This window comes from Sporosarcina sp. P37, from assembly GCF_002109365.1.
In the GTDB taxonomy this organism is placed as follows: domain Bacteria; phylum Bacillota; class Bacilli; order Bacillales_A; family Planococcaceae; genus Sporosarcina.
Window position 1 is genome coordinate 2824299 of record NZ_CP015349.1, and the last position, 18661, is coordinate 2842959.

At 45.5% G+C, this 18661-nt stretch carries 18 protein-coding genes; 16 read left to right on the forward strand and 2 right to left on the reverse strand.

From position 1 onward, the window contains the following. Positions 1-24: 24 nt before the first annotated feature. Positions 25-906, reverse strand: coding sequence for a hypothetical protein (locus SporoP37_RS14070; protein ID WP_085431287.1), 882 nt, complete (start codon positions 904-906; stop codon positions 25-27). A 128-nt stretch (positions 907-1034) separates the two neighbouring features. Here SporoP37_RS14070 and SporoP37_RS14075 point away from each other — a divergent pair, with 128 nt between their 5' ends. Further along, complete coding sequence (locus SporoP37_RS14075) at positions 1035-2081, forward strand: SepM family pheromone-processing serine protease (protein WP_085431288.1); 1047 nt, start codon at positions 1035-1037, stop codon at positions 2079-2081. Between the two features lie 3 nt (positions 2082-2084). On the opposite strand, the gene SporoP37_RS14080 is transcribed toward SporoP37_RS14075, so the two are convergent. After that, the gene (locus tag SporoP37_RS14080; RefSeq protein ID WP_085431289.1) at positions 2085-3263 is read right to left on the reverse strand and encodes a nucleotidyltransferase; all 1179 of its coding nucleotides are present in this window, start codon (positions 3261-3263) and stop codon (positions 2085-2087) included. 126 nt (positions 3264-3389) lie between these two features. Between SporoP37_RS14080 and SporoP37_RS14085 the strand changes: the two genes are divergently transcribed. The 15 genes from SporoP37_RS14085 (at position 3390) to murD (ending at position 18605) form a co-directional block, all read left to right on the forward strand. After that, positions 3390-3920: a YceD family protein gene (locus SporoP37_RS14085; RefSeq protein WP_085431290.1), complete on the forward strand. Its 531-nt coding sequence runs from the start codon at positions 3390-3392 to the stop codon at positions 3918-3920. Between the two features lie 24 nt (positions 3921-3944). Then, a complete protein-coding gene (gene rpmF / locus SporoP37_RS14090; RefSeq protein WP_029052386.1) occupies positions 3945-4118 on the forward strand; it encodes a 50S ribosomal protein L32 in 174 nt (57 codons plus the stop codon). A 108-nt stretch (positions 4119-4226) separates the two neighbouring features. After that, on the forward strand, positions 4227-4988 hold the full coding sequence (locus tag SporoP37_RS14095; protein ID WP_085431291.1) for an enoyl-CoA hydratase/isomerase family protein: 762 nt from the start codon (positions 4227-4229) through the stop codon (positions 4986-4988). Positions 4989-5123: 135 nt separating this feature from the next. Next, the gene (locus SporoP37_RS14100) at positions 5124-5339 is read left to right on the forward strand and encodes an acetyl-CoA carboxylase biotin carboxyl carrier protein subunit (protein WP_081244271.1); all 216 of its coding nucleotides are present in this window, start codon (positions 5124-5126) and stop codon (positions 5337-5339) included. A gap of 18 nt (positions 5340-5357) precedes the next feature. Then, positions 5358-6908, forward strand: coding sequence for an acyl-CoA carboxylase subunit beta (locus SporoP37_RS14105; protein WP_085431292.1), 1551 nt, complete (start codon positions 5358-5360; stop codon positions 6906-6908). Between the two features lie 54 nt (positions 6909-6962). After that, positions 6963-7856, forward strand: a complete 894-nt coding sequence (locus SporoP37_RS14110) for a ketopantoate reductase family protein (RefSeq protein WP_085431293.1) — start codon at positions 6963-6965, stop codon at positions 7854-7856. Then, on the forward strand, positions 7850-8230 hold the full coding sequence (locus SporoP37_RS14115) for a DUF3397 family protein (RefSeq protein ID WP_158233586.1): 381 nt from the start codon (positions 7850-7852) through the stop codon (positions 8228-8230). The genes SporoP37_RS14110 and SporoP37_RS14115 overlap by 7 nt, the downstream gene beginning before the upstream one ends. 85 nt (positions 8231-8315) lie before the next feature. Then, positions 8316-9932 carry a bacillithiol biosynthesis cysteine-adding enzyme BshC gene (gene bshC / locus SporoP37_RS14120; protein WP_081244275.1) on the forward strand — a complete coding sequence of 539 codons (1617 nt, stop codon included), beginning with the start codon at positions 8316-8318 and terminating at the stop codon, positions 9930-9932. A gap of 345 nt (positions 9933-10277) precedes the next feature. Next, positions 10278-10709, forward strand: coding sequence for a division/cell wall cluster transcriptional repressor MraZ (mraZ, locus tag SporoP37_RS14125; RefSeq protein WP_081244875.1), 432 nt, complete (start codon positions 10278-10280; stop codon positions 10707-10709). Positions 10710-10726: 17 nt separating this feature from the next. After that, positions 10727-11659, forward strand: coding sequence for a 16S rRNA (cytosine(1402)-N(4))-methyltransferase RsmH (rsmH, locus tag SporoP37_RS14130; RefSeq protein ID WP_085431294.1), 933 nt, complete (start codon positions 10727-10729; stop codon positions 11657-11659). Between the two features lie 16 nt (positions 11660-11675). Next, positions 11676-12047, forward strand: a complete 372-nt coding sequence (gene ftsL, locus SporoP37_RS14135; RefSeq protein ID WP_081244277.1) for a cell division protein FtsL — start codon at positions 11676-11678, stop codon at positions 12045-12047. 32 nt (positions 12048-12079) lie between these two features. Continuing rightward, on the forward strand, positions 12080-14269 hold the full coding sequence (locus tag SporoP37_RS14140; protein WP_231293257.1) for a penicillin-binding transpeptidase domain-containing protein: 2190 nt from the start codon (positions 12080-12082) through the stop codon (positions 14267-14269). Positions 14270-14341: 72 nt separating this feature from the next. Next, positions 14342-16237 (forward strand): penicillin-binding transpeptidase domain-containing protein, encoded by a 1896-nt coding sequence (locus SporoP37_RS14145; protein WP_085431818.1) that lies wholly within the window; start codon positions 14342-14344, stop codon positions 16235-16237. A gap of 46 nt (positions 16238-16283) precedes the next feature. Further along, positions 16284-17255, forward strand: coding sequence for a phospho-N-acetylmuramoyl-pentapeptide-transferase (gene mraY / locus SporoP37_RS14150; RefSeq protein WP_085431295.1), 972 nt, complete (start codon positions 16284-16286; stop codon positions 17253-17255). Continuing rightward, the gene (gene murD, locus SporoP37_RS14155; RefSeq protein WP_085431296.1) at positions 17256-18605 is read left to right on the forward strand and encodes a UDP-N-acetylmuramoyl-L-alanine--D-glutamate ligase; all 1350 of its coding nucleotides are present in this window, start codon (positions 17256-17258) and stop codon (positions 18603-18605) included. The last annotated feature ends 56 nt before the right edge of the window (positions 18606-18661 follow it).

Here is an 18661-nt window from a genome sequence, read left to right on the forward strand (position 1 = left end):
TTTTTTACACACTACGATGCGCAGTCAATAAATCCACATGAACAACACAGGGACGAGTAATGTGTTCCATGCCCGTGCAATGATGTAAGGGAATATCCGTATGCCGGCGCTTTTAGCGATGGTCATGACCTGCATGTGGATGCTCAAGCCGTTGATTGAAAGGATGGCGGCAATCAGCATTGGATAAATCGCTTCTCCGTTAAAATGCTCAGTGGCCGACTGGACGCCGGAAGTCATTTCAAATATCGCGAGCAATAGCGTTTTGGTTATCTCCATATCGACGGGGAACAATGCAGAGATGGAATGAGACAGTACATTACCCAGCGAAGAAAAAAAGATAACGGTCGTTGCTACGAGTAAAATGACGGACGAGCTGTCTTTGATGGAGCGCAGCAGCGGTGACGTTGTATGCTGCACTGGAACAGCGGCGGGTGCCGGATACTGGTTCCGTTTCCCTGCTATCGACATGGCCAGCAAGAAAAATACAATATTGGCCAGATGTATCGCAAGGAGCAGCTTCCATCCGCTTGCGGTGCTGCCGAATAATTCGCTGCCAACGAAGCCAATAATGAACATCGGGCCGGGTGCATGGCAGGAGGCGACAAGCAGACTGCTTTCGGCCGCTGTAATTTCTCCGTTTTTCTTCATCTCACTGACAGTGACGGCACCTACAGGAAATCCGCCGAATGAACCGAGCACATACGCTTTTATGTAACGACTCCACTGGCTGGAGGCTCTTTTTCCAGGCATTTTTAACAGCCACTGCGTTAAAATAATATACGGCAGTAAATAAGGAAGCAGCGCGTGGGTAAACAGCTGCGCACCTGTCACAGCTCCTTCATGCGCGACATCGGGCTGCAGAATGAATAAAATAATCAGTGCCCAGATGAAGAGTACATTACTCATAGTCTTATACGGCAGGATAGAAAATCGATAAGCATCTGTCGCACTCCTTTCTAATTTTTGAACTACAATGAAATCTACCGTAATATATATGTTGGATTCGTACAGGCTATTAATGGAGGTGAGCTTTTATGAAAATGCGCAAGTGGGGGATAGCGGCTGCACTCCTTATTGCAGTGGCGCTTCTGGCACTTTATCCGTTAGATATGTATATTTCCAGACCGGGTGGCGCATACGATTTAGCACCGCTCGTAGAAGTGTCAGGAGGAGATACGGATGATCGGGGAACGTTCAGTTTGATGACGATCGCGATTGGCAAAGCGACACCGCTCACCTACGCCTGGTCGCATGTCTCCGGGAAAATGAAATTATTGCCGGCTGCAAATGTCAGAAGACACGGGGAAAGTGATGAAGAATATGGAGTGCGTCAAAAGAAATTAATGACAGACTCCAAAATACATGCTATTTCTGTCGCATTTGAAAAGGCAGGACTGCCGATTGACAGAAAGTTCACAGGCGTTTTTGTAGCTGGTGTATTGCCGGAGGGAGCATCTGCCGGAAAGCTCAAGGTAGGAGATGTCATTCAATCGATTAATAATCAGCAGTTTACTTCTGCAAAAGAATTTATCGACGCATTCAGCAATATGTCGAAGGGTCAGCAAGTGGATTTGAATGTAAAGCGCGGAAAAGAGACCCTGCAGATTCCGGTTAAATTAGCAGAGCTTCCCGGTACGCATGGCCGTGCAGGAATTGGCATCGAGTTTGAAGAACAGATTACGCTTGAAACAGAACCCGAAGTGGATATTCGTACCGAAGATATCGGAGGGCCTTCAGCGGGCCTTATGTTTACACTTGAATTGATGAATCGTCTTGTCGATGCTGATTTAACGAAAGGTTATCATATCGCAGGAACTGGTGAGATGCATGAAGACGGATCGGTGGGACGAATCGGCGGGATAGACTTCAAGGTCATTGCTGCAGACCGCCAGGACATTGAAATATTTTTCGCTCCTGACGACGAATTGCCTGAAGAAGTCAAAAAGAAAAATCCGCAGTTACAGTCCAATTACGAAGAAGCGAAAGCAACTGCAGAAAAGATTGGCACGAAAATGAAAATAGTGCCGGTTAAAACGATTGACGATGCGCTGCGTTATCTTGAAAAGCTGGAAGAAAAATAACACTTACATCAAAATGGGCGGCGTCTGATAATCAAGCCCCGGTGCTCTGTGCGCGCCGAACATGTAAATATCTGTACTTTTAATATCCATCAAAAGTGAGTGATCGGTATGGGAAGCAGCACGGCTGATTACAGGCAGCGGCAACTGTTTTTTGACCGTCCGCAGATAGGTTCTTCCTGTTGCCGACATGCCAAGAAGCCGTAAATAAGACGGGCGGGTGATCTGCGCACGGTCAGACTTCCGATAGCCTGTCAGGATATGAACAAGCATGCGCTGAATTCTTGTCCAAGTATAGCGCTTGGATTTCACAGATTGCATGAACCCTAAAAACGCAGTATGTTCCCTGGCGGAGCGGCAGAAAGAATATTCGATGCCTTCTGTTACATCCGCTATGTCTGCCAGACGCTCGGGTCCTTCCCGGAGGATAGTGTAACGCAGAAGCGGATAGAAGTGATTCCAGCTCATCTGCGGCTGTCCGGTCAGTAATTGATATGAAGCATCAGGCATGAACGGCTCTACTTGCGCTGAATTGCCTGTAAAGATTTCTTTTCGTATGCCCGTGGCGCTTGCAATGGAACCCGCAGGCAGCGCAGCGTCATGGTAATGTGTGCCGGTCCTTTCAATCGTGACCGGTTTCATGCCGGACTGTATTTCGCTGATAGCCCGCATATAATGAAAACCTAAAATATTATTCGGTTCGGATAAATCAGCCAGCGGTCCGTTTGCGTTATGCGAGATTTCGTCATACGCAATCCGCAATGCATTCGGATAACTGATTCCTTCCTGCATGGCATTCTTTATTGTTTGTTCATAGAGTGTCTTGTTTGTGTCCATCAATTCCAGGCTGTTGGTGAATGGTTCGATCGCGCCTTCTTCACTGCCGAAGCAAACGCTGCTGCAGTGAAGTGCATCGAGAATCTCTGCAGCACCTTTTGCGAAAAGCGGGGCATGGGCTGCAGAAAAAGCATACGGCAATTCGATGACGAGATCGGCTCCGCCGGCCAGCGCCATACGGGTGCGTGTCCATTTATCGACAATTGCCGGTTCGCCGCGCTGCAAGAAATGACCGCTCATGACGGCAATAATGACATCCGCGCCAGTCTGCTTTTTCGCTTCATTCAGATGAAAGAGATGGCCGTTATGGAAAGGATTATATTCGACGACAATACCAGTAGCTATCAATGAAATCCTCCTCTGTACTTGCGTATAATGAATTATAACGTTAAACTTATTAGGGTGACAAGAAAATATCTTGACATCCTTTATTTTAAATACTATAATCAACATTGTTGTCTTGAGGTGATAGACATGAAATGGTCCATTCATCAATTACGGAAACATAGGCAAGGCCCGCTACTGTTTGACGAAGCAGTAAATTTAGATTCCGTGAAAAATCGGAATGAAGAAATTAGGGCAATTCAGCCTGTTCGAGTAAGCGGAACATGTATAATTGGTGAGAAAAAATTAACATGCCAGCTTCGGCTAGAAGGTTCAATGATTTTGCCTTGTGCACGTACGTGGGAAGACGTCAATTATCCATTCTCTATTGAATCAGTTGAGCAATTCAGCTGGGACGAGGAGACGCTTCTGACAGATGATGAAATTCATCTGGTAGAAGGGGAAACAATTGATTTTACGCCTGTATTAGAAGAACTGATTTTGCTGGAGATCCCGCTGCAAGTATTCTGCGAAAATACAGATGAAATGCAACAGGTCGAAGGTAAAGGCTGGTCCTATACAACCGATGAAGAATTGGAAGCGCAGCGTCAAGATGCAGAAGAAAAAGTGGATCCTCGATTAGCGGGATTGGCTAATTTTTTTGAAACCGATAAAGAGTAAACCCTTATAAGGAGGTGCCCCCCAATGGCAGTACCAAAGAGAAGAACTTCTAAAACGAAGAAAAATATGCGTCGAACTCATTTCAAAATTGAAGCGCCAGGTATGACTACTTGCGACAACTGTGGCGAAATGAAATTGGCACACCACGTTTGCAAATCATGCGGACACTACAAAGGAAAAGACGTTGTAGGCGAATAATTTAGATTTAGCGCAACGAATGGAAGACTGTCTTGAGACCATGGCTCAAGGCAGTCTTTTTTGTTTTGTGTAAAAATGGTATGCTAGATAAAAAAAGGGGGAAGTCATATGTCTTACACGATAGAAATCAGTCAGTCAATTGCGTATTTTACAATTAACCGTCCGGACATGCGTAATGCAGTGAATTATGATGTTATGGAAGGACTTGAATTATTTTTAGATCAAATAGAGGATGATCCTGAAGTTTCGTTTGCTGTCATCACAGGGGAAGGTGGACTGGCATTTTGTTCAGGAGGAGATCTTGGGGATTTTCATGGTTTTCAGACAGCGGATGATGCGTGGCCTATGCTAAGCAGAGGAGCGAATATTTTATACCGTATCGCGACATTGCCGATGCCGACGATTGCGCTGGTCAACGGGGCGGCTGTCGGCGGCGGCTGTGAACTGGCAACAGCCTGTGATTACCGTCTTGTCGCTTCACATGCCAAAGCAGGATTTATTCAGGGAACATTAGCTATAACGTCTGGCTGGGGAGGCGCATCGCTGCTGTTCGAGAAGAATGGCCCTCATGACCGCATGCTGCAGTTTACGAGCAGAGCGAGCGTTCATTCGGCAGAACAGCTGGAGCAGCTTGGATGGGCTACTGAAGTGTTTGAAGGGGATGTGCAGACAGCACTCGATCAATTTTTAGCGCCGAAGCTGAAAGTGCACAGAAATGTACACCGTGCCTATAAAAACATTGCCGTAAGAAAGTGGAAGTCCGGTGATCTGAAGCTGGCGATGCAGGAAGAAGCCCGCGTCTGTTCAGTGCTGTGGGAAAGCGATGCCCACCACGAAGCGGTTCAGCGATTCTTAACAAAAAGTAAGTAAAGTTCCTCCCCCGGCAGACATATACTGTCGGGATTGCTTAGTTTCTGCTTGTAAACGGTTTCATAGATGCGATACACTTATTGTAAGAAGTTCGTTGCATCAACTGTACGCAAATAGACTACGGGGAGTGATTGTATGCAAGAAGTAAAAGCATCCATGGCAGGTACAATTTTTTCGATTGAAGTAAAAGAAGGAGACGCTGTGACAAAAGGACAAGTCGTCATTATTTTGGAATCTATGAAAATGGAAATTCCGTTGGAAGCGGAAATGGACGGGACAGTCAGTAAAATCCACGGTGCTGAAGGTGATTTTGTAGACGAAGAAGACGTGTTGGTCACAATTCAATCGTAAGGGAAGGCGGGAAGTTCCTTGGCAAATGAATCAGCAAAGACAGCTTATAATGAAAAACTGCAAAAAATCAGTACCCGCATATCTGGAGGCGGCGCTGAAAAATATCATGAGAAGTTGGAGGAACAAGGCAAACTGTTCGTCAGAGAACGATTGCGGCTGCTGTTTGATGAAGGAAAGTATGCGGAAGACGGAAAGTTCGCAAACTGTGAAGCGAATGATCTGCCTGCTGACGGAGTTGTGACCGCTACGGGGAAAATTGACGGTCAGACAGTCTGTGTCATGGCTAATGACTCTACGGTAAAGGCGGGGTCCTGGGGCGCCAGAACAGTAGAAAAAATTATACGTATTCAAGAAACGGCGGAGAAACTGAATGTGCCGTTACTGTATTTAGTGGATTCAGCTGGTGCCCGTATAACGGATCAGCTGGATATGTTTCCGAACCGCCGCGGAGCAGGACGGATTTTTCACAATCAGGTACGATTGTCCGGGGTTATTCCGCAAGTTTGTCTGCTGTTTGGGCCTTCCGCGGCAGGCGGTGCGTATATTCCCGCTTTCTGTGACGTCGTGATCATGGTGGAAGGTAATGCGTCGATGTATTTAGGTTCGCCGCGTATGGCGGAGAAAGTCATTGGGGAGAAAGTGACACTCGAAGAAATGGGCGGTGCCCGTATGCATTGTTCAGTGAGCGGATGCGGTGATGTCCTGGCTGAAAACGAAGAGCAGGCTATTATCGAAGCGCGCAGATATCTTTCGTACTTCCCTGCCAATTTTGAAGCGCCTGTCAGACGGGCGGAAGCCAGCGAGGTCAAAGCGGGGCGTTCATTGGAAGAAATTATTCCCGAAAATCAAAATGCGCCTTTTGATATGTATGAAGCAATTGATCAGCTCGTGGATGAAAACAGCCTGTTTGAAATCAAAAAACTGTTCGCGGCTGAGGTCATCACAACGCTTGCGCGAATTGACGGCAGGCCTGTCGGAATCATTGCTAATCAGCCGAAAGTAAAGGGCGGCGTGCTGTTTGTGGATTCAGCCGATAAGGTAACAAAATTTATCACATTATGTGATGCTTTTTCCATCCCGCTGCTGTTCCTGGCGGATGTTCCGGGCTTTATGATCGGAACAAAAGTTGAGCGTCAGGGCATTATCCGTCACGGGGCAAAATTGATTATGGCAATGAGTTCCGCGACGGTGCCGAAGATTTCTGTTATTGTCCGTAAAGCGTACGGTGCGGGGCTGTATGCTATGGCCGGTCCTGCATTTGAGCCGGATGTATGCATCGCGCTGCCGACAGCGCAAATTGCGGTGATGGGGCCTGAAGCAGCTGTAAATGCCGTATACTCCAATAAAATTGAAGCAATTACAGACCCGAAAGAGAAAATTGCATTTATTAAAGAAAAACAGCAGGAGTATAAAGAGGAAATTGACATCTACAAAATGGCATCAGAACTCATTATAGACGAAGTGGTGGCACCTCGTGATTTACGTTCTGTTCTCGTTGAACGCTTAGCCTATTATGAAACAAAAAAAGTTGCGAATTCTTCGAGAAAACATCCGGTCTATCCTGTATAATAGAAATAACCAAAGAGACGCCTTTACGGGTCTCTTTTTTTAAGGAGGAAAGCTATGCAGTTTGTAGTGGCGGGTGCGGGGTCGATCGGTTTGTTAATCGGCTCCTATTTAGCCCAGCATAAAGCAAATGTAACATTCTGGGTCCGGCGTGAGGAACAGGCGGAATGCTTACGGAAAGGCTTGGTTAGAGACAGGGAAGAACATACATATGATGTGCAAGCTACCATACATATTGAAGAGCTGCCGACAGATGCGCTGTGGATCATTGCAGTAAAATATGATGCATTGCAGAAAATGCTGTCTGAAATCAGCGAATTGCCTGTACAGCCGGATTTACTGTTTATACAAAACGGTATTGGGCATCTGTCTATGGTTGAGGAGTATCCGCTTGGTTATGTATCTTTTGCGACGGTGGAACATGGGGCGGGAAGATTGGATGACAGAACAGTCCGGCATAACGGTGTAGGTCCGATAACGATTGCGGAAAACGAAAACATTGCGCCAGTGATTCGCTGGATGCGCGACATGGATCCGGTAAATTTTCCGGTACGCACGCAGGAAAATCCGGAACTTCTGCTTCTTCGCAAAGTGCTGATTAATTGTGCGATTAATCCGCTGACAGCGATTTTGCAGGTGAAAAATGGGCAATTGCTGGATAACCCTCATTTTCATCAGTTATTTAATCAACTATGCGAGGAGTTGCTCAGTAACTTCCCTGAAGCTGAAGGTTTGCTGAGTTACGAAGATATTGCGGGTGTGTGCCGCAAAACTGCAGACAATCAATCTTCCATGCTGACGGATAGATTGAAAGGATGCACTATGGAAATTGATACAATTTTGACGGCAGTATTGCAAAGGATTGAACAAAAAGGCGGCAGCGCCCCTTTTTTGCATGTGCTTGAAAGCATGCTGCTGGGAATAAACAGGAGTGAATGTGGCGGATGTTAACGAATATATTGGGTACATTATTATTGTTTCCTTTTATTATTTTAGTTGTATTACTCATTATTGCGAAAAAAATTGGATTACCGAAGAAAAAAAGAATTGGCTGGGCTGTCGACTGGACGACGCCGTTCATGGCAATAACTGTATTAATATTGATTCGCGCGATTTGGGATGTTTGGCTGCCTGTCCTTATCATCGGAGTGTTATGTCTGATTGCTATCGGCTTTGCAGTCAAAGAGCGCTCATCAGAAAAAGAATTCCGGACGTTTTGGGTATTACGCAGAACGTGGAGAGCATTTTTTCTGCTGCTGACCGCGGCTTATATTCTGCTGTTCATTTTGGGAATCGTTATACAGATCGTCCAGTACGTCAAATAACGGCCTCCCTGTAAGCACATCAATTCAACCTGTATGCATGGGGTGCTATACTTGCGGTAGTATTTGACATAAAGGAGTTTGTGACATGGACTTGGAGACATTGGAGTTGCCGAAAAAGAATAAATTGATGGAATCGTACCGTCATGATCCGCAGTTTTTCCATAGATTTTTTGACAATGAAGTAACGGAAAAAGGATATAAAGAACGAGTACAGGAGTTAGATGAACGTTCTTTCCAAAGAACTCGGCTGGCTTCTGTCGTTAAGGAATACATGAAACCGTTTGGAATTTCTGAACTCGCGGCAAAACATATACAGGAGCTCGCGGAAGATGCGCTGGTCGTCATTGGAGGTCAGCAGGCTGGTGTGCTGACGGGTCCTCTCTACTCTGTTCATAAAGCAGTTTCCGTAATTTTATTGGCAAAGCAACAGCGGGCGGTGCTTGAAAGACCGGTAGTTCCTGTTTTTTGGATTGCCGGAGAAGATCATGATATTAACGAAATTAATCATACATATACTCCGCAGTCGGGCAAAGCTGTGAAGAGGCAGTTCAAGCAGCCGGCCATTTTAAAGACGATGGCTTCGGATACCGTTTATGATCAAAAAGAAATGACAGCCTATATCAAAAAGATCTTCAAAAGCTACGGTGAAACAGCGTATACGCAAAGCTTACTGCAAGACGTTCTCCAGACTGTGCAGCAGCAGCGAACGTACACGGGCTTCTTTACATCTTTGATGAATAGATTATTTTCCGCCCACGGCCTGCTGTTCATAGATGCCGCATGTAAACCGCTGCGTGAATTAGAATCTCCATATTTCTCTCAAATGATAGAAAATGCGGAGGCGATGGCGGAGAGTGTTTATTCCACAGAGCAGCAGCTGCAAACCATGGGGTACGCAAAACCAATTGAATCGGAAGAGCAGGATGCCAATCTTTTCTATGTTCATGATACAGGAAGAGTGCTGCTGCGAAGAAAAGATCATAAATTTGTTAATGAACAGGCCGGGATATCTTTCAGCGAGGGAGAAATGCATGAGCTGGCAAAGAACAAACCGTGGCTGCTCAGCAATAACGTGGCAACGAGGCCCATCATGCAGGATCTGGTCTTTCCGGTATTAGCTTTTGTTGGCGGCCCCGGAGAAATCGCCTATTGGTCATTATTAAAAGGCGCATTCCATATACTAGGCATCCGCATGCCGGTCATCGTACCGAGATTATCCATCACACTGGTCAACAGACAGGTCCAGGAAGCGCTGAAACTGACGGGCATCACGATAGATCGAGTGCTGGATCACCAGCTGCCGTCACACCAGGAGTTGTGGCTCGAGCAGCTGCGCGATGAGCGATTTGATCAGCTGTTGGATGAAACAAAGAATCAGCTGGAAGCGCAGTATGAACAGTTGCATAGCCATCTGGAAACAACAGATCCGGCTCTGCTGCAGCTGTTGGATAAAAACTTGCAGTTCCATAAAGGTCAGTTTGATTATTTGAAAAAGAAAAAAGAACAGTCGACATTGCTGAAACATCATGTTCAATTTGGCCGCTTTCACCTTATTTCAGAACAACTGTTTCCGGAAGGGTCTCTGCAGGAACGGCTCTATTCGCCGTATTTCTATATGAACCAGTTCGGCCAAGGCTTGATAGACGAATTACTGAAACAGCCTTATACATTTGATGGATCACATCAGCTGGTTTATTTATAAACGTAATGCCCGTCATTCGTTCTGTGAATGACGGGTTTTTTCTGTCTCAAAATGCATATGGGCTGATGTAAAAGTGAAGGCGAGGATATGTTCGCTTTTCAGCATTTTCTTTGGCTAAATTAGCCGGGCCCATTTAGTAATACTTTCCTTCCATCAGAATTTTCTTTGTTGATAAAAAACCAAGAAAATGGCGAAAATAGTGGGTTTTTCGGGAGACGGGGAGGAAAACAAATCAGAAAGAAGTACTATTGACACATTTTAAAAATTATGCGAAGAAAAACAGCCTAGTGGGTGGAGGAAAGTGGGGGGATGTGGTACATTATTTCATACAGTGGGGTGAATTCTATGTTCATGGGTGAGTATCAGCATTCAATCGATATAAAAGGTCGTCTGATCGTTCCATCGAAGTTTCGGGAACTATTAGCTGACGGCTTTATTTTAACCCGTGGACTGGACAATTGCTTATTCGGTTACCCGCTGGACGAATGGCAAAAACTTGAAGAAAAGTTGAAAGCGTTGCCGGTCACTAAAAAAGATGCCCGTGCATTCACCCGTTTCTTCTTTTCGGGCGCGAGCGAGGCAAGTCTCGATAAGCAGGGAAGAGTCAATATCCCGGCAAATTTACGAGAATTTGCGAAGATCGAAAAAGACTGTATGATCATCGGTGTGTCAAGCCGGATCGAGATCTGGTCAGCAGAACTTTGGGAAGCATACTACGAAGAATCTGAAGAGTCCTTTAATGACATTGCAGAAAACCTTATTGATTTTGACTTTTGAAAGCGGGCGGGATAATCATGTTTAATCACACAACCGTATTACTGCAAGAAGCAGTTGATGGCTTGCATGTAAAACAAAATGGTATTTATGTTGACTGCACGCTTGGCGGAGCAGGACACAGTGAAGAAATCGTTAAACTTCTCTCACCGGAAGGACAACTTATCTGCTTCGATCAAGACATAACAGCTATTGAAGCAGCTCAAAAAAAATTAGAGAACTATACAGCACAAGTAAAATTTGTTCATGCGAACTTTAAAGACGTAAAAAATGAATTGGCAAAATTGGGGATTTCTGAAGTGGACGGAATTTTATATGACTTGGGGGTTTCTTCTCCGCAGCTTGATACGCCCGAACGAGGGTTCAGTTACCATCACGATGCGCCGCTGGACATGCGTATGGATACTTCTGCGCCGCTGACAGCTTATGAAGTAGTTAATGAATGGTCTTATGCCGATCTGGTCAGAATTTTCTTCCGTTACGGCGAGGAGAAATTTTCAAAACAAATTGCCCGTAAAATTGAAGAAGCACGGGGGATTGAGCCAATCCGCACAACTGGAGAGCTTGTGGAACTCATTAAGACGGGTATACCTGCAGCAGCCAGAAGAACGGGCGGCCACCCGGCTAAACGGGTTTTCCAGGCAATACGTATCGCGGTGAATGATGAACTCGGAGCAGCTGAGAAATCTTTGACAGATGCGCTCATATTATTGCGCAAAGAAGGCCGAATCAGCGTCATTACATTCCATTCACTTGAAGACCGCTTATGTAAGACTATATTCAAAGAAGCAGCATCTATACCGGAGCTGCCGCCAAATTTGCCTGTCATACCTGAAGGAATGGAGCCGGAATTCCAGCTTATTACACGAAAGCCGATCATACCTTCAGATGAAGAAATAGAACTGAACAAACGCGCAAGATCAGCGAAATTACGAATTATAGAGAAAAAATAGAAAAGGGGAATAGAGCATGGGACTAGAACAACGGAACCTGAATATGCCACAGACACCGGAGACAGAACAACAAACTGAAATTAATCAGCCCCAGGTTGTCCGCCGAGTAAAAAAACGTTTTTCTAAAGGTGAAAAAATATTGTTCACTTTATTTGCAGCATTTACAATTGGATCTACTTCTATGCTTTTACAGACGCATTCAGATATAAACGCTGTGAATAAAGAAGTGCAATTGATGAATTTGGAAATAGAAGATGCGGTAAAACAAAATACTGAATTGTCCATCCAAGTGAGTGATAAATCCACATATGAACGCATTTGGAAAAAAGCACAAGAGAGTGGTCTGAACCTTAACGAAAGTAACGTAAAGGTCGTACCGGGACGATGAAGCAGTTTCGCTTTCAATGGGGAGCCTTTCTAATGTTTGTAGTATTCGGAGGGCTCTTTTTCATATTATTCGGCAGAATCTTGTTTATTCAGATGACCGGTCAGGTGGATGGCAGAGAACTTGCGAAAATAGCCGCTAACCAGTATGAAAAACATGCAGTTCTTCAGGCGAACCGCGGTGCTATAGTGGATCGAAATGATGAACCCATTGCATCGGATACGTTGAGCTATCATGTAGTTGCGGTGCTAAATGAAGCAGCAAGCAAAAACAGCAAAAAAAAGTATCACGTAATTGACTATAAGGAAACGGCCAAAGTACTGGCCAAATATTTGCCGCTAACCGAACGTGAAATATATGACAAAATGAAAAATGCCAGGGAAGGCACATGGCAAATTGAATTTGGTCGTGCAGGCAAGGACCTTAACCGGGAAACGGTGCTGAAGATGAAGGAAGAACTCGATAGAAAAGGCTTATCGGGTATTTTGTTTGTAGAGGGGAAAAAGCGCTTCTATCCTAACGGCCGCTTTGCCTCCTACTTAGTAGGCTTTGCACAAAAAGAGGAAACGGCAGACAGAAACACCGTTACTACAGGAAAAATGGGACTGGAGAAGACGTATAACAAGCAATTGACCGGAGTGGACGGCAAAGTGAACTATCAGGCTGACGGCTGGGGATATTTACTGCCGACTGCCAGTAAACAAATAGAAGAACCAAAGGATGGTCAGACGATCAAGCTGACACTGGATAAGACGATCAGTAATTTCGTTGAGGAAGCAATGGATAAGGTGGAGAAAGAGTACTCGCCGAAAAAAATGCTGGTACTCGTAACGAATCCGAAAACCGGTGAAATCCTGGCAATGAGTCAGCGGCCTACATTCAATCCAATGACGAGAGAAGGTTTGACGGAAAACTGGTTGAACGATGCGGTGGAACAGACAATTGAGCCAGGTTCGCCGATGAAGATGTTCACGTTGGCCACGGCGGTCGAAGAGGGCAAGTGGGCACCGGATGACTATTTCAAATCGGGCTCTTATCAAATTTATGATCGGATCATCCGGGATGTCAACGTGGACGGCTGGGGAACAATTACTTTCCTTGAAGGGCTGCAGCGTTCATCTAACGTCGGCATGGCCTACCTGCTGGAGAGAATCGGAGATCAGAAATTTATCGAATACATTCATAAATTTGGCTTTGGCAAACGCACCGGTATTGATTTGCCGAACGAAGCTTCCGGTGTCGTGCTTGATAACTATCCGGCTGAACGATTGACGACTTCCTATGGACAAGGGTCTACGGTCACTCCTTTGCAAATGATTCAGGCAGCTTCCGCTATCGCGAATGACGGTGTCATGATGAAACCGTATGTGATTGATCAAATCATTGATCCGAATACCGAAGAAGTTCTCGAGAATCATGAGCCGGAAGAAAGCGGCAAACCAATTTCAGCAGAAACTGCTAAACAGGTGCGCGAAATTCTTGCATCTACCGTTACTTCAGAAAACGGAACGGCGCAAAAATATCATTTGGAGAATTATGCAGTAGGCGGTAAAACAGGAACAGCCGAAATTCCGAAAAAAGAAGGAAAAGGCTATATGTCCGGATACGGAAACTATCTGTATTCCTTCCTTGGCATGGCGCCCATCGACGATCCGCAGCTTTTGATTTATGTCACCGTGCAGCAACCCAAACTAAAGGGCGGGGAGCTTGGTTCAGATCCGGTTTCAAAAGTATTCAACCCTATTATGGAAAACAGTCTAAAATACTTGAATATCGCCCCGGATGACGAGCAAGTAATTCCTGTGAAAAAAGTAGGGGATTATGAAGGCGAAGAAGCAGAGAAGGCTGCGGAACTGGCAGCTGAAGACGGTTTCCAAACGGTATTGATAGGGGAGGGCGGCAAAGTATCGAAACAAATACCTAAAGCCAAGACTAAATTGACGGAGGATTCCATCATCCTTCTGAAGACAGAAGGGGACACGACATTCCCGGATATGACGGGATGGTCCAAAAAAATGGTGCTGTCATTTACGAATCTGTCTAAGCTGGACATTCGGATAAATGGTGAAGGGTATGTTGTCGGTCAGAGCGTTACAGAGGGTACTTCTGTGAATAAGGAAGACCCTGTCGTAGTCGAGCTGCGGACCCCGGAACAACAGTTTAATAAAAAGAAGAATAAAGAGAATAAAGAAGAGGGCGAAGAGGAACAAATCATGGGCGGCTAATGTATAGTGCGCAAATTCACGGCATACCTTAATAGAAAAAAAGGTAGTGAATCATTGCGGTCATTTATCGATATGCAGTCAAAAAAGCGTTTACGTGCAGCGTTTGTCTTGTTCCTCATCTGTTTACTTCTCGTGATCGGCAAACTATTTCATGTGCAGATAATTAAACACGAGTGGCTGAAAGAAAAAGCCGAAGAAAACTGGGACCGTGAAATCCCTTTCGGCGCCATGCGCGGGAATATTACAGATCGTAATGGGCAGCTGATTGTCGGCAATGAGCTGGCTCCTACGCTATATTTTATGCCCGCCCAAAATCCTGATATTTCAGATGACATCCCTGCGATTGCAAAAATCCTGCGGACAGAACCTGCTGTATTGGAAGAAAAACTGAAGAAAAAAGATTATATGGTGAAACTGGCTCCTGAAGGAAAAAACATCACGAAAGAGCAGGCGGATGAAATTACCAAACTGCAAATTGCTGGATTGTACGTTGGAGTAGATTTTGTCCGCCATTATCCATATAATGACCTGTTGGCTCGTTTGATTGGATTTACCGGCTATGACGGCAAAGGACTCGCAGGCATTGAATATGCTTATGACGAGATTCTGAATGGGACAGGGGACAAAGTGCGGCTGTTCACTGATGCTAAGGGCATTGCCTTGCCTCATGTTGAAGACAGCTTTGAACACGGAAAAGAAGGATCCTCTCTCGAACTGACAATTGATTTGAAAATGCAGCAAATTGTTGAACGTGAGCTCATTCAGGCAATGGAGAAGTATGATGCGACACAGGCACTGGCAATTATTATGAATCCAAAGACAGGGGAGTTACTGTCGTTGGCATCTGTACCGGGCTTTGATCCGAAAGACTACCAATCGGCTGATTCCACTATTTATAACCGGAACTTACCGGTTTGGATGACATACGAGCCGGGCTCTACATTTAAAATTGTCACGCTGGCGGCAAGTCTAGAAGAAGATGTCATTGATCTGGAAAATGAAGGCTTCTATGATCCCGGTTATACGATGGTAGCGAATGCCCGATTGCGATGCTGGAAGCGGGAAGGGCATAAAGATCAGACGTTTCTTGAAGTCGTAGAGAATTCTTGTAACCCCGGTTTCATTACGATGGGGCAGCGGCTTGGAAGCGAAAGGCTAGACCGCTATATTCGGTCATTCGGCTTTGGCGTTTCGACAGAATCCGGCATTGCCGGCGAGGCGAAAGGTATCCTGTTCTCAAAAGAAGCTTTTGGTCCGGTTGAGCAGGCAACGACTTCATTCGGCCAAGGGATATCAGTAACGCCGATCCAGCAAGTTCAGGCGGTAGCTGCAGCCATAAATGGCGGGAAACTCTTTAAACCGTATATCGTCAAATCAATAAGGGACTCAGAAGGCAAGACGATTCAAGAATTTGAACCGGAATTGAAAAGACAAGTAATCAGTGAAGAGACATCAGCGAAAGTTCGTCATGCGCTTGAATCGGTAGTCGCAAATGGATCGGGCCGCAATGCGTTCGCAGATGGACTTCGCATTGGAGGGAAAACTGGAACAGCGCAAAAAGTAGTGGATGGCCGTTACAGTGATGGCGACTACATTGTTTCGTTCATTGGTTTTGCTCCCGCGGATGATCCTGAATTACTGGTATATGTAGCAGTAGACAGCCCGAAGAACTCGATTCAATTCGGGGGTGTCATAGCAGCTCCGATTGTCGGACGGATAATTGAAGAAGTGGCACCAATAGCTCATATCGAGAGAAGGAAAGAACAGCTAGAGAAAGAGTATCGGTGGGGAGATGCCATCACATTCCGCTCGCCGGACTTACTCGGAATGACTGAAAAGGAACTGCTGTCCCAAAATTACTCATTCAAGGTCAAATGGCACGGCAAAGGCAAGAAGGTAGTGCGTCAGTTGCCGGCGCCTCATACATTGATGACCGTGGAAGATACCATTCATCTGTATACAGAATAAGCAGTGCCTTATTGACACGCAATAGATAGTAGAAGGAGAACTTAATATGACACTCGGCACCACAGTCACGATAATCGCTGTTGCGTTTTTTGTTTCAGCGATTGTCGGGGTGATCATCATCCCATTACTTAGAAGGTTGAAATTTGGTCAAAGCATACGGGAAGAGGGTCCGCAAGCGCATATGAAAAAAGCGGGCACGCCTACTATGGGCGGGCTCATCTTCCTTATTTCCATATTGATTTCAACACTTACCTTATCTTACATAAACGACACATTGACTACTCATACGATCGTGTTATTGATTGTGCTAATTGGTTTCGGATGTATCGGATTCCTGGATGACTTTATCATCATCGTAGCGAAACGCAACTTAGGATTAACATCACTTCAGAAATTAATCGGACAGATTATCATAGCGATCATCGCCTTTTTCTTACTGAAACTGGGACCATTCGAAACAACTGTAACGATCCCTTTCACGGATCTCGGGATAGACCTTGGCGTATTTTATGTGGCTTTTTTAGTCTTTTGGCTTGTAGGATTTTCCAACGCAGTCAACTTGACAGATGGCCTGGATGGTCTGGTTGGAGGAACTTCAACCATCGCATTCTCGGCATTCGGCGTCTTTGCATTAGCGTATGAACAAAATGATATTGCACTATTCGCTTTTGTAGTGGCGGGTGCCATGCTCGGGTTTTTATTATTCAATATTAAGCCTGCAAAAGTATTCATGGGCGACACCGGCTCGCTTGCGCTTGGTGGTGCGCTCGCCATGCTGTCCGTGCTGATCAAGCAGGAGTTGCTGCTGCTGATTATCGGGATTGTCTTTGTGGTAGAGACGCTTTCTGTAATCATTCAAGTCATTAGTTTCAAAATGACTGGAAAACGTGTCTTTAAAATGAGTCCCATTCATCACCATTTTGAATTATCGGGCTGGTCTGAATGGAAAGTAGTGATTGTGTTCTGGGGAGTAGCACTGCTTGCTGCCCTTGTACCGGTCTTTTTGGAGGTCATGTAAATGAAGAATGCAGAACAATTCGCAGGGAAACGAGTACTTGTGGTCGGCCTGGCAAAGAGCGGGGTGGCGGCAGCAGGTTTGCTTCATCGGCTCGGAGCAGAAGTTGTCGTCAATGATTCCAGACCGGCAGAAGGCAACGAAGAAGCTATGGAGCTCCAGGCGCAGGGGATAGAAGTGATCGGCGGCGGCCATCCGGCAGATTTACTGGAGCGAAATTTTGACTTGATCGTAAAAAATCCGGGGATCCCGTATACTAATCCGCTGATCGCGAAAGCGGTGGAACAGCGTCTTGCCATTTGGACAGAAGTGGAGTTGGCAGGTCTGCTGAGTGAAGCGCCGATTATTGCCATAACGGGCTCTAATGGAAAAACGACTACAACCACATTGCTTTATCATATGCTCAATATGGCGAAGAAAAAGCCGCTGATTGCCGGTAATATCGGAACAGTTTCATGCACCGTGGCGGAAAAAGCCAAACCCGATGAAGTGATGGTTCTGGAAGCCTCCTCGTTTCAATTAGCAGGGACGGAACGGTTTACTCCCAGAATTGCAGTGTTTTTGAATTTATACGAAGCACACTTGGATTATCATGGTTCACTGGAAGAATATTTACATGCAAAATTGCAGGTGGCGCGCAATCAAACGTCACAAGAGTACTTGATTTATAATGCAGATCAAAAGCTTATCAGTGAGGCAGTCGGGTTATTCGAATCCCGTAAAGTTCCGTTCTCTGTTCAAGGGAAAAATGCGGAAGGGATTTCAGCCGATGATGAATGGATTTACTGGTTAGGCGAACCGTTCATTGAAATCAGGAAAATCAAATTGCCAGGACGCCATAATTTGGAAAATATTGTAGCGGCAACTGCCGCGGCCATCTTATCTGGCTGTGAAAAAACGGCAATTGAAAATGTTTTAAATTCATTTACAGGCGTACGCCACCGTATGCAATTCGTGCGCGAAGTAAAAGGCCGCACCATATATAATGATTCCAAAGCGACTAATACTCTGGCAACGAAAAGTGCATTGTCATCATTTAAGACTCCGATCGTATTGATAGCTGGAGGACTTGACCGGAATCATTCATTTGAAGAGCTGCGGCCGTTCATGCAAAATGTCCGCGCTGTTGTGGCGATAGGGGAGACCGCTGATCGTTTTGCGGAGTTTGCGGTGTCATGCGGTGTGACTGATACCGCGCGTGCTTCGACTATGCAGGAAGCAGTTGAAAAGGCATATAGATTCAGCAGTGAGGACGATGTCATTTTATTATCGCCAAGCTGCGCCAGCTGGGATCAGTATCCAAGTTTTGAAATCCGCGGAGATCAATTTATTGATGCAGTAATGAAATTATAACTTCGCTGCAACAGCGGGAAAGTAAAATGAACAGACAGCTGATTAATTTGAGAAAG

Excerpts from the sequence above, each read along its gene's own strand:
- SporoP37_RS14070 (WP_085431287.1), bottom strand. The coding sequence starts at position 906 with ATGAGTAATGTACTCTTCATCTGGGCACTGATTATTTTATTCATTCTG.
- SporoP37_RS14075 (WP_085431288.1), top strand. The coding sequence starts at position 1,035 with ATGAAAATGCGCAAGTGGGGGATAGCGGCTGCACTCCTTATTGCAGTG.
- SporoP37_RS14085 (WP_085431290.1), top strand. The coding sequence starts at position 3,390 with ATGAAATGGTCCATTCATCAATTACGGAAACATAGGCAAGGCCCGCTA.
- rpmF (WP_029052386.1), top strand. The coding sequence starts at position 3,945 with ATGGCAGTACCAAAGAGAAGAACTTCTAAAACGAAGAAAAATATGCGT.
- SporoP37_RS14095 (WP_085431291.1), top strand. The coding sequence starts at position 4,227 with ATGTCTTACACGATAGAAATCAGTCAGTCAATTGCGTATTTTACAATT.
- SporoP37_RS14100 (WP_081244271.1), top strand. The coding sequence starts at position 5,124 with ATGCAAGAAGTAAAAGCATCCATGGCAGGTACAATTTTTTCGATTGAA.
- SporoP37_RS14110 (WP_085431293.1), top strand. The coding sequence starts at position 6,963 with ATGCAGTTTGTAGTGGCGGGTGCGGGGTCGATCGGTTTGTTAATCGGC.
- SporoP37_RS14115 (WP_158233586.1), top strand. The coding sequence starts at position 7,850 with ATGTTAACGAATATATTGGGTACATTATTATTGTTTCCTTTTATTATT.
- bshC (WP_081244275.1), top strand. The coding sequence starts at position 8,316 with ATGGACTTGGAGACATTGGAGTTGCCGAAAAAGAATAAATTGATGGAA.
- mraZ (WP_081244875.1), top strand. The coding sequence starts at position 10,278 with ATGTTCATGGGTGAGTATCAGCATTCAATCGATATAAAAGGTCGTCTG.
- rsmH (WP_085431294.1), top strand. The coding sequence starts at position 10,727 with ATGTTTAATCACACAACCGTATTACTGCAAGAAGCAGTTGATGGCTTG.
- ftsL (WP_081244277.1), top strand. The coding sequence starts at position 11,676 with ATGGGACTAGAACAACGGAACCTGAATATGCCACAGACACCGGAGACA.
- SporoP37_RS14140 (WP_231293257.1), top strand. The coding sequence starts at position 12,080 with ATGTTTGTAGTATTCGGAGGGCTCTTTTTCATATTATTCGGCAGAATC.
- SporoP37_RS14145 (WP_085431818.1), top strand. The coding sequence starts at position 14,342 with ATGCAGTCAAAAAAGCGTTTACGTGCAGCGTTTGTCTTGTTCCTCATC.
- mraY (WP_085431295.1), top strand. The coding sequence starts at position 16,284 with ATGACACTCGGCACCACAGTCACGATAATCGCTGTTGCGTTTTTTGTT.
- murD (WP_085431296.1), top strand. The coding sequence starts at position 17,256 with ATGAAGAATGCAGAACAATTCGCAGGGAAACGAGTACTTGTGGTCGGC.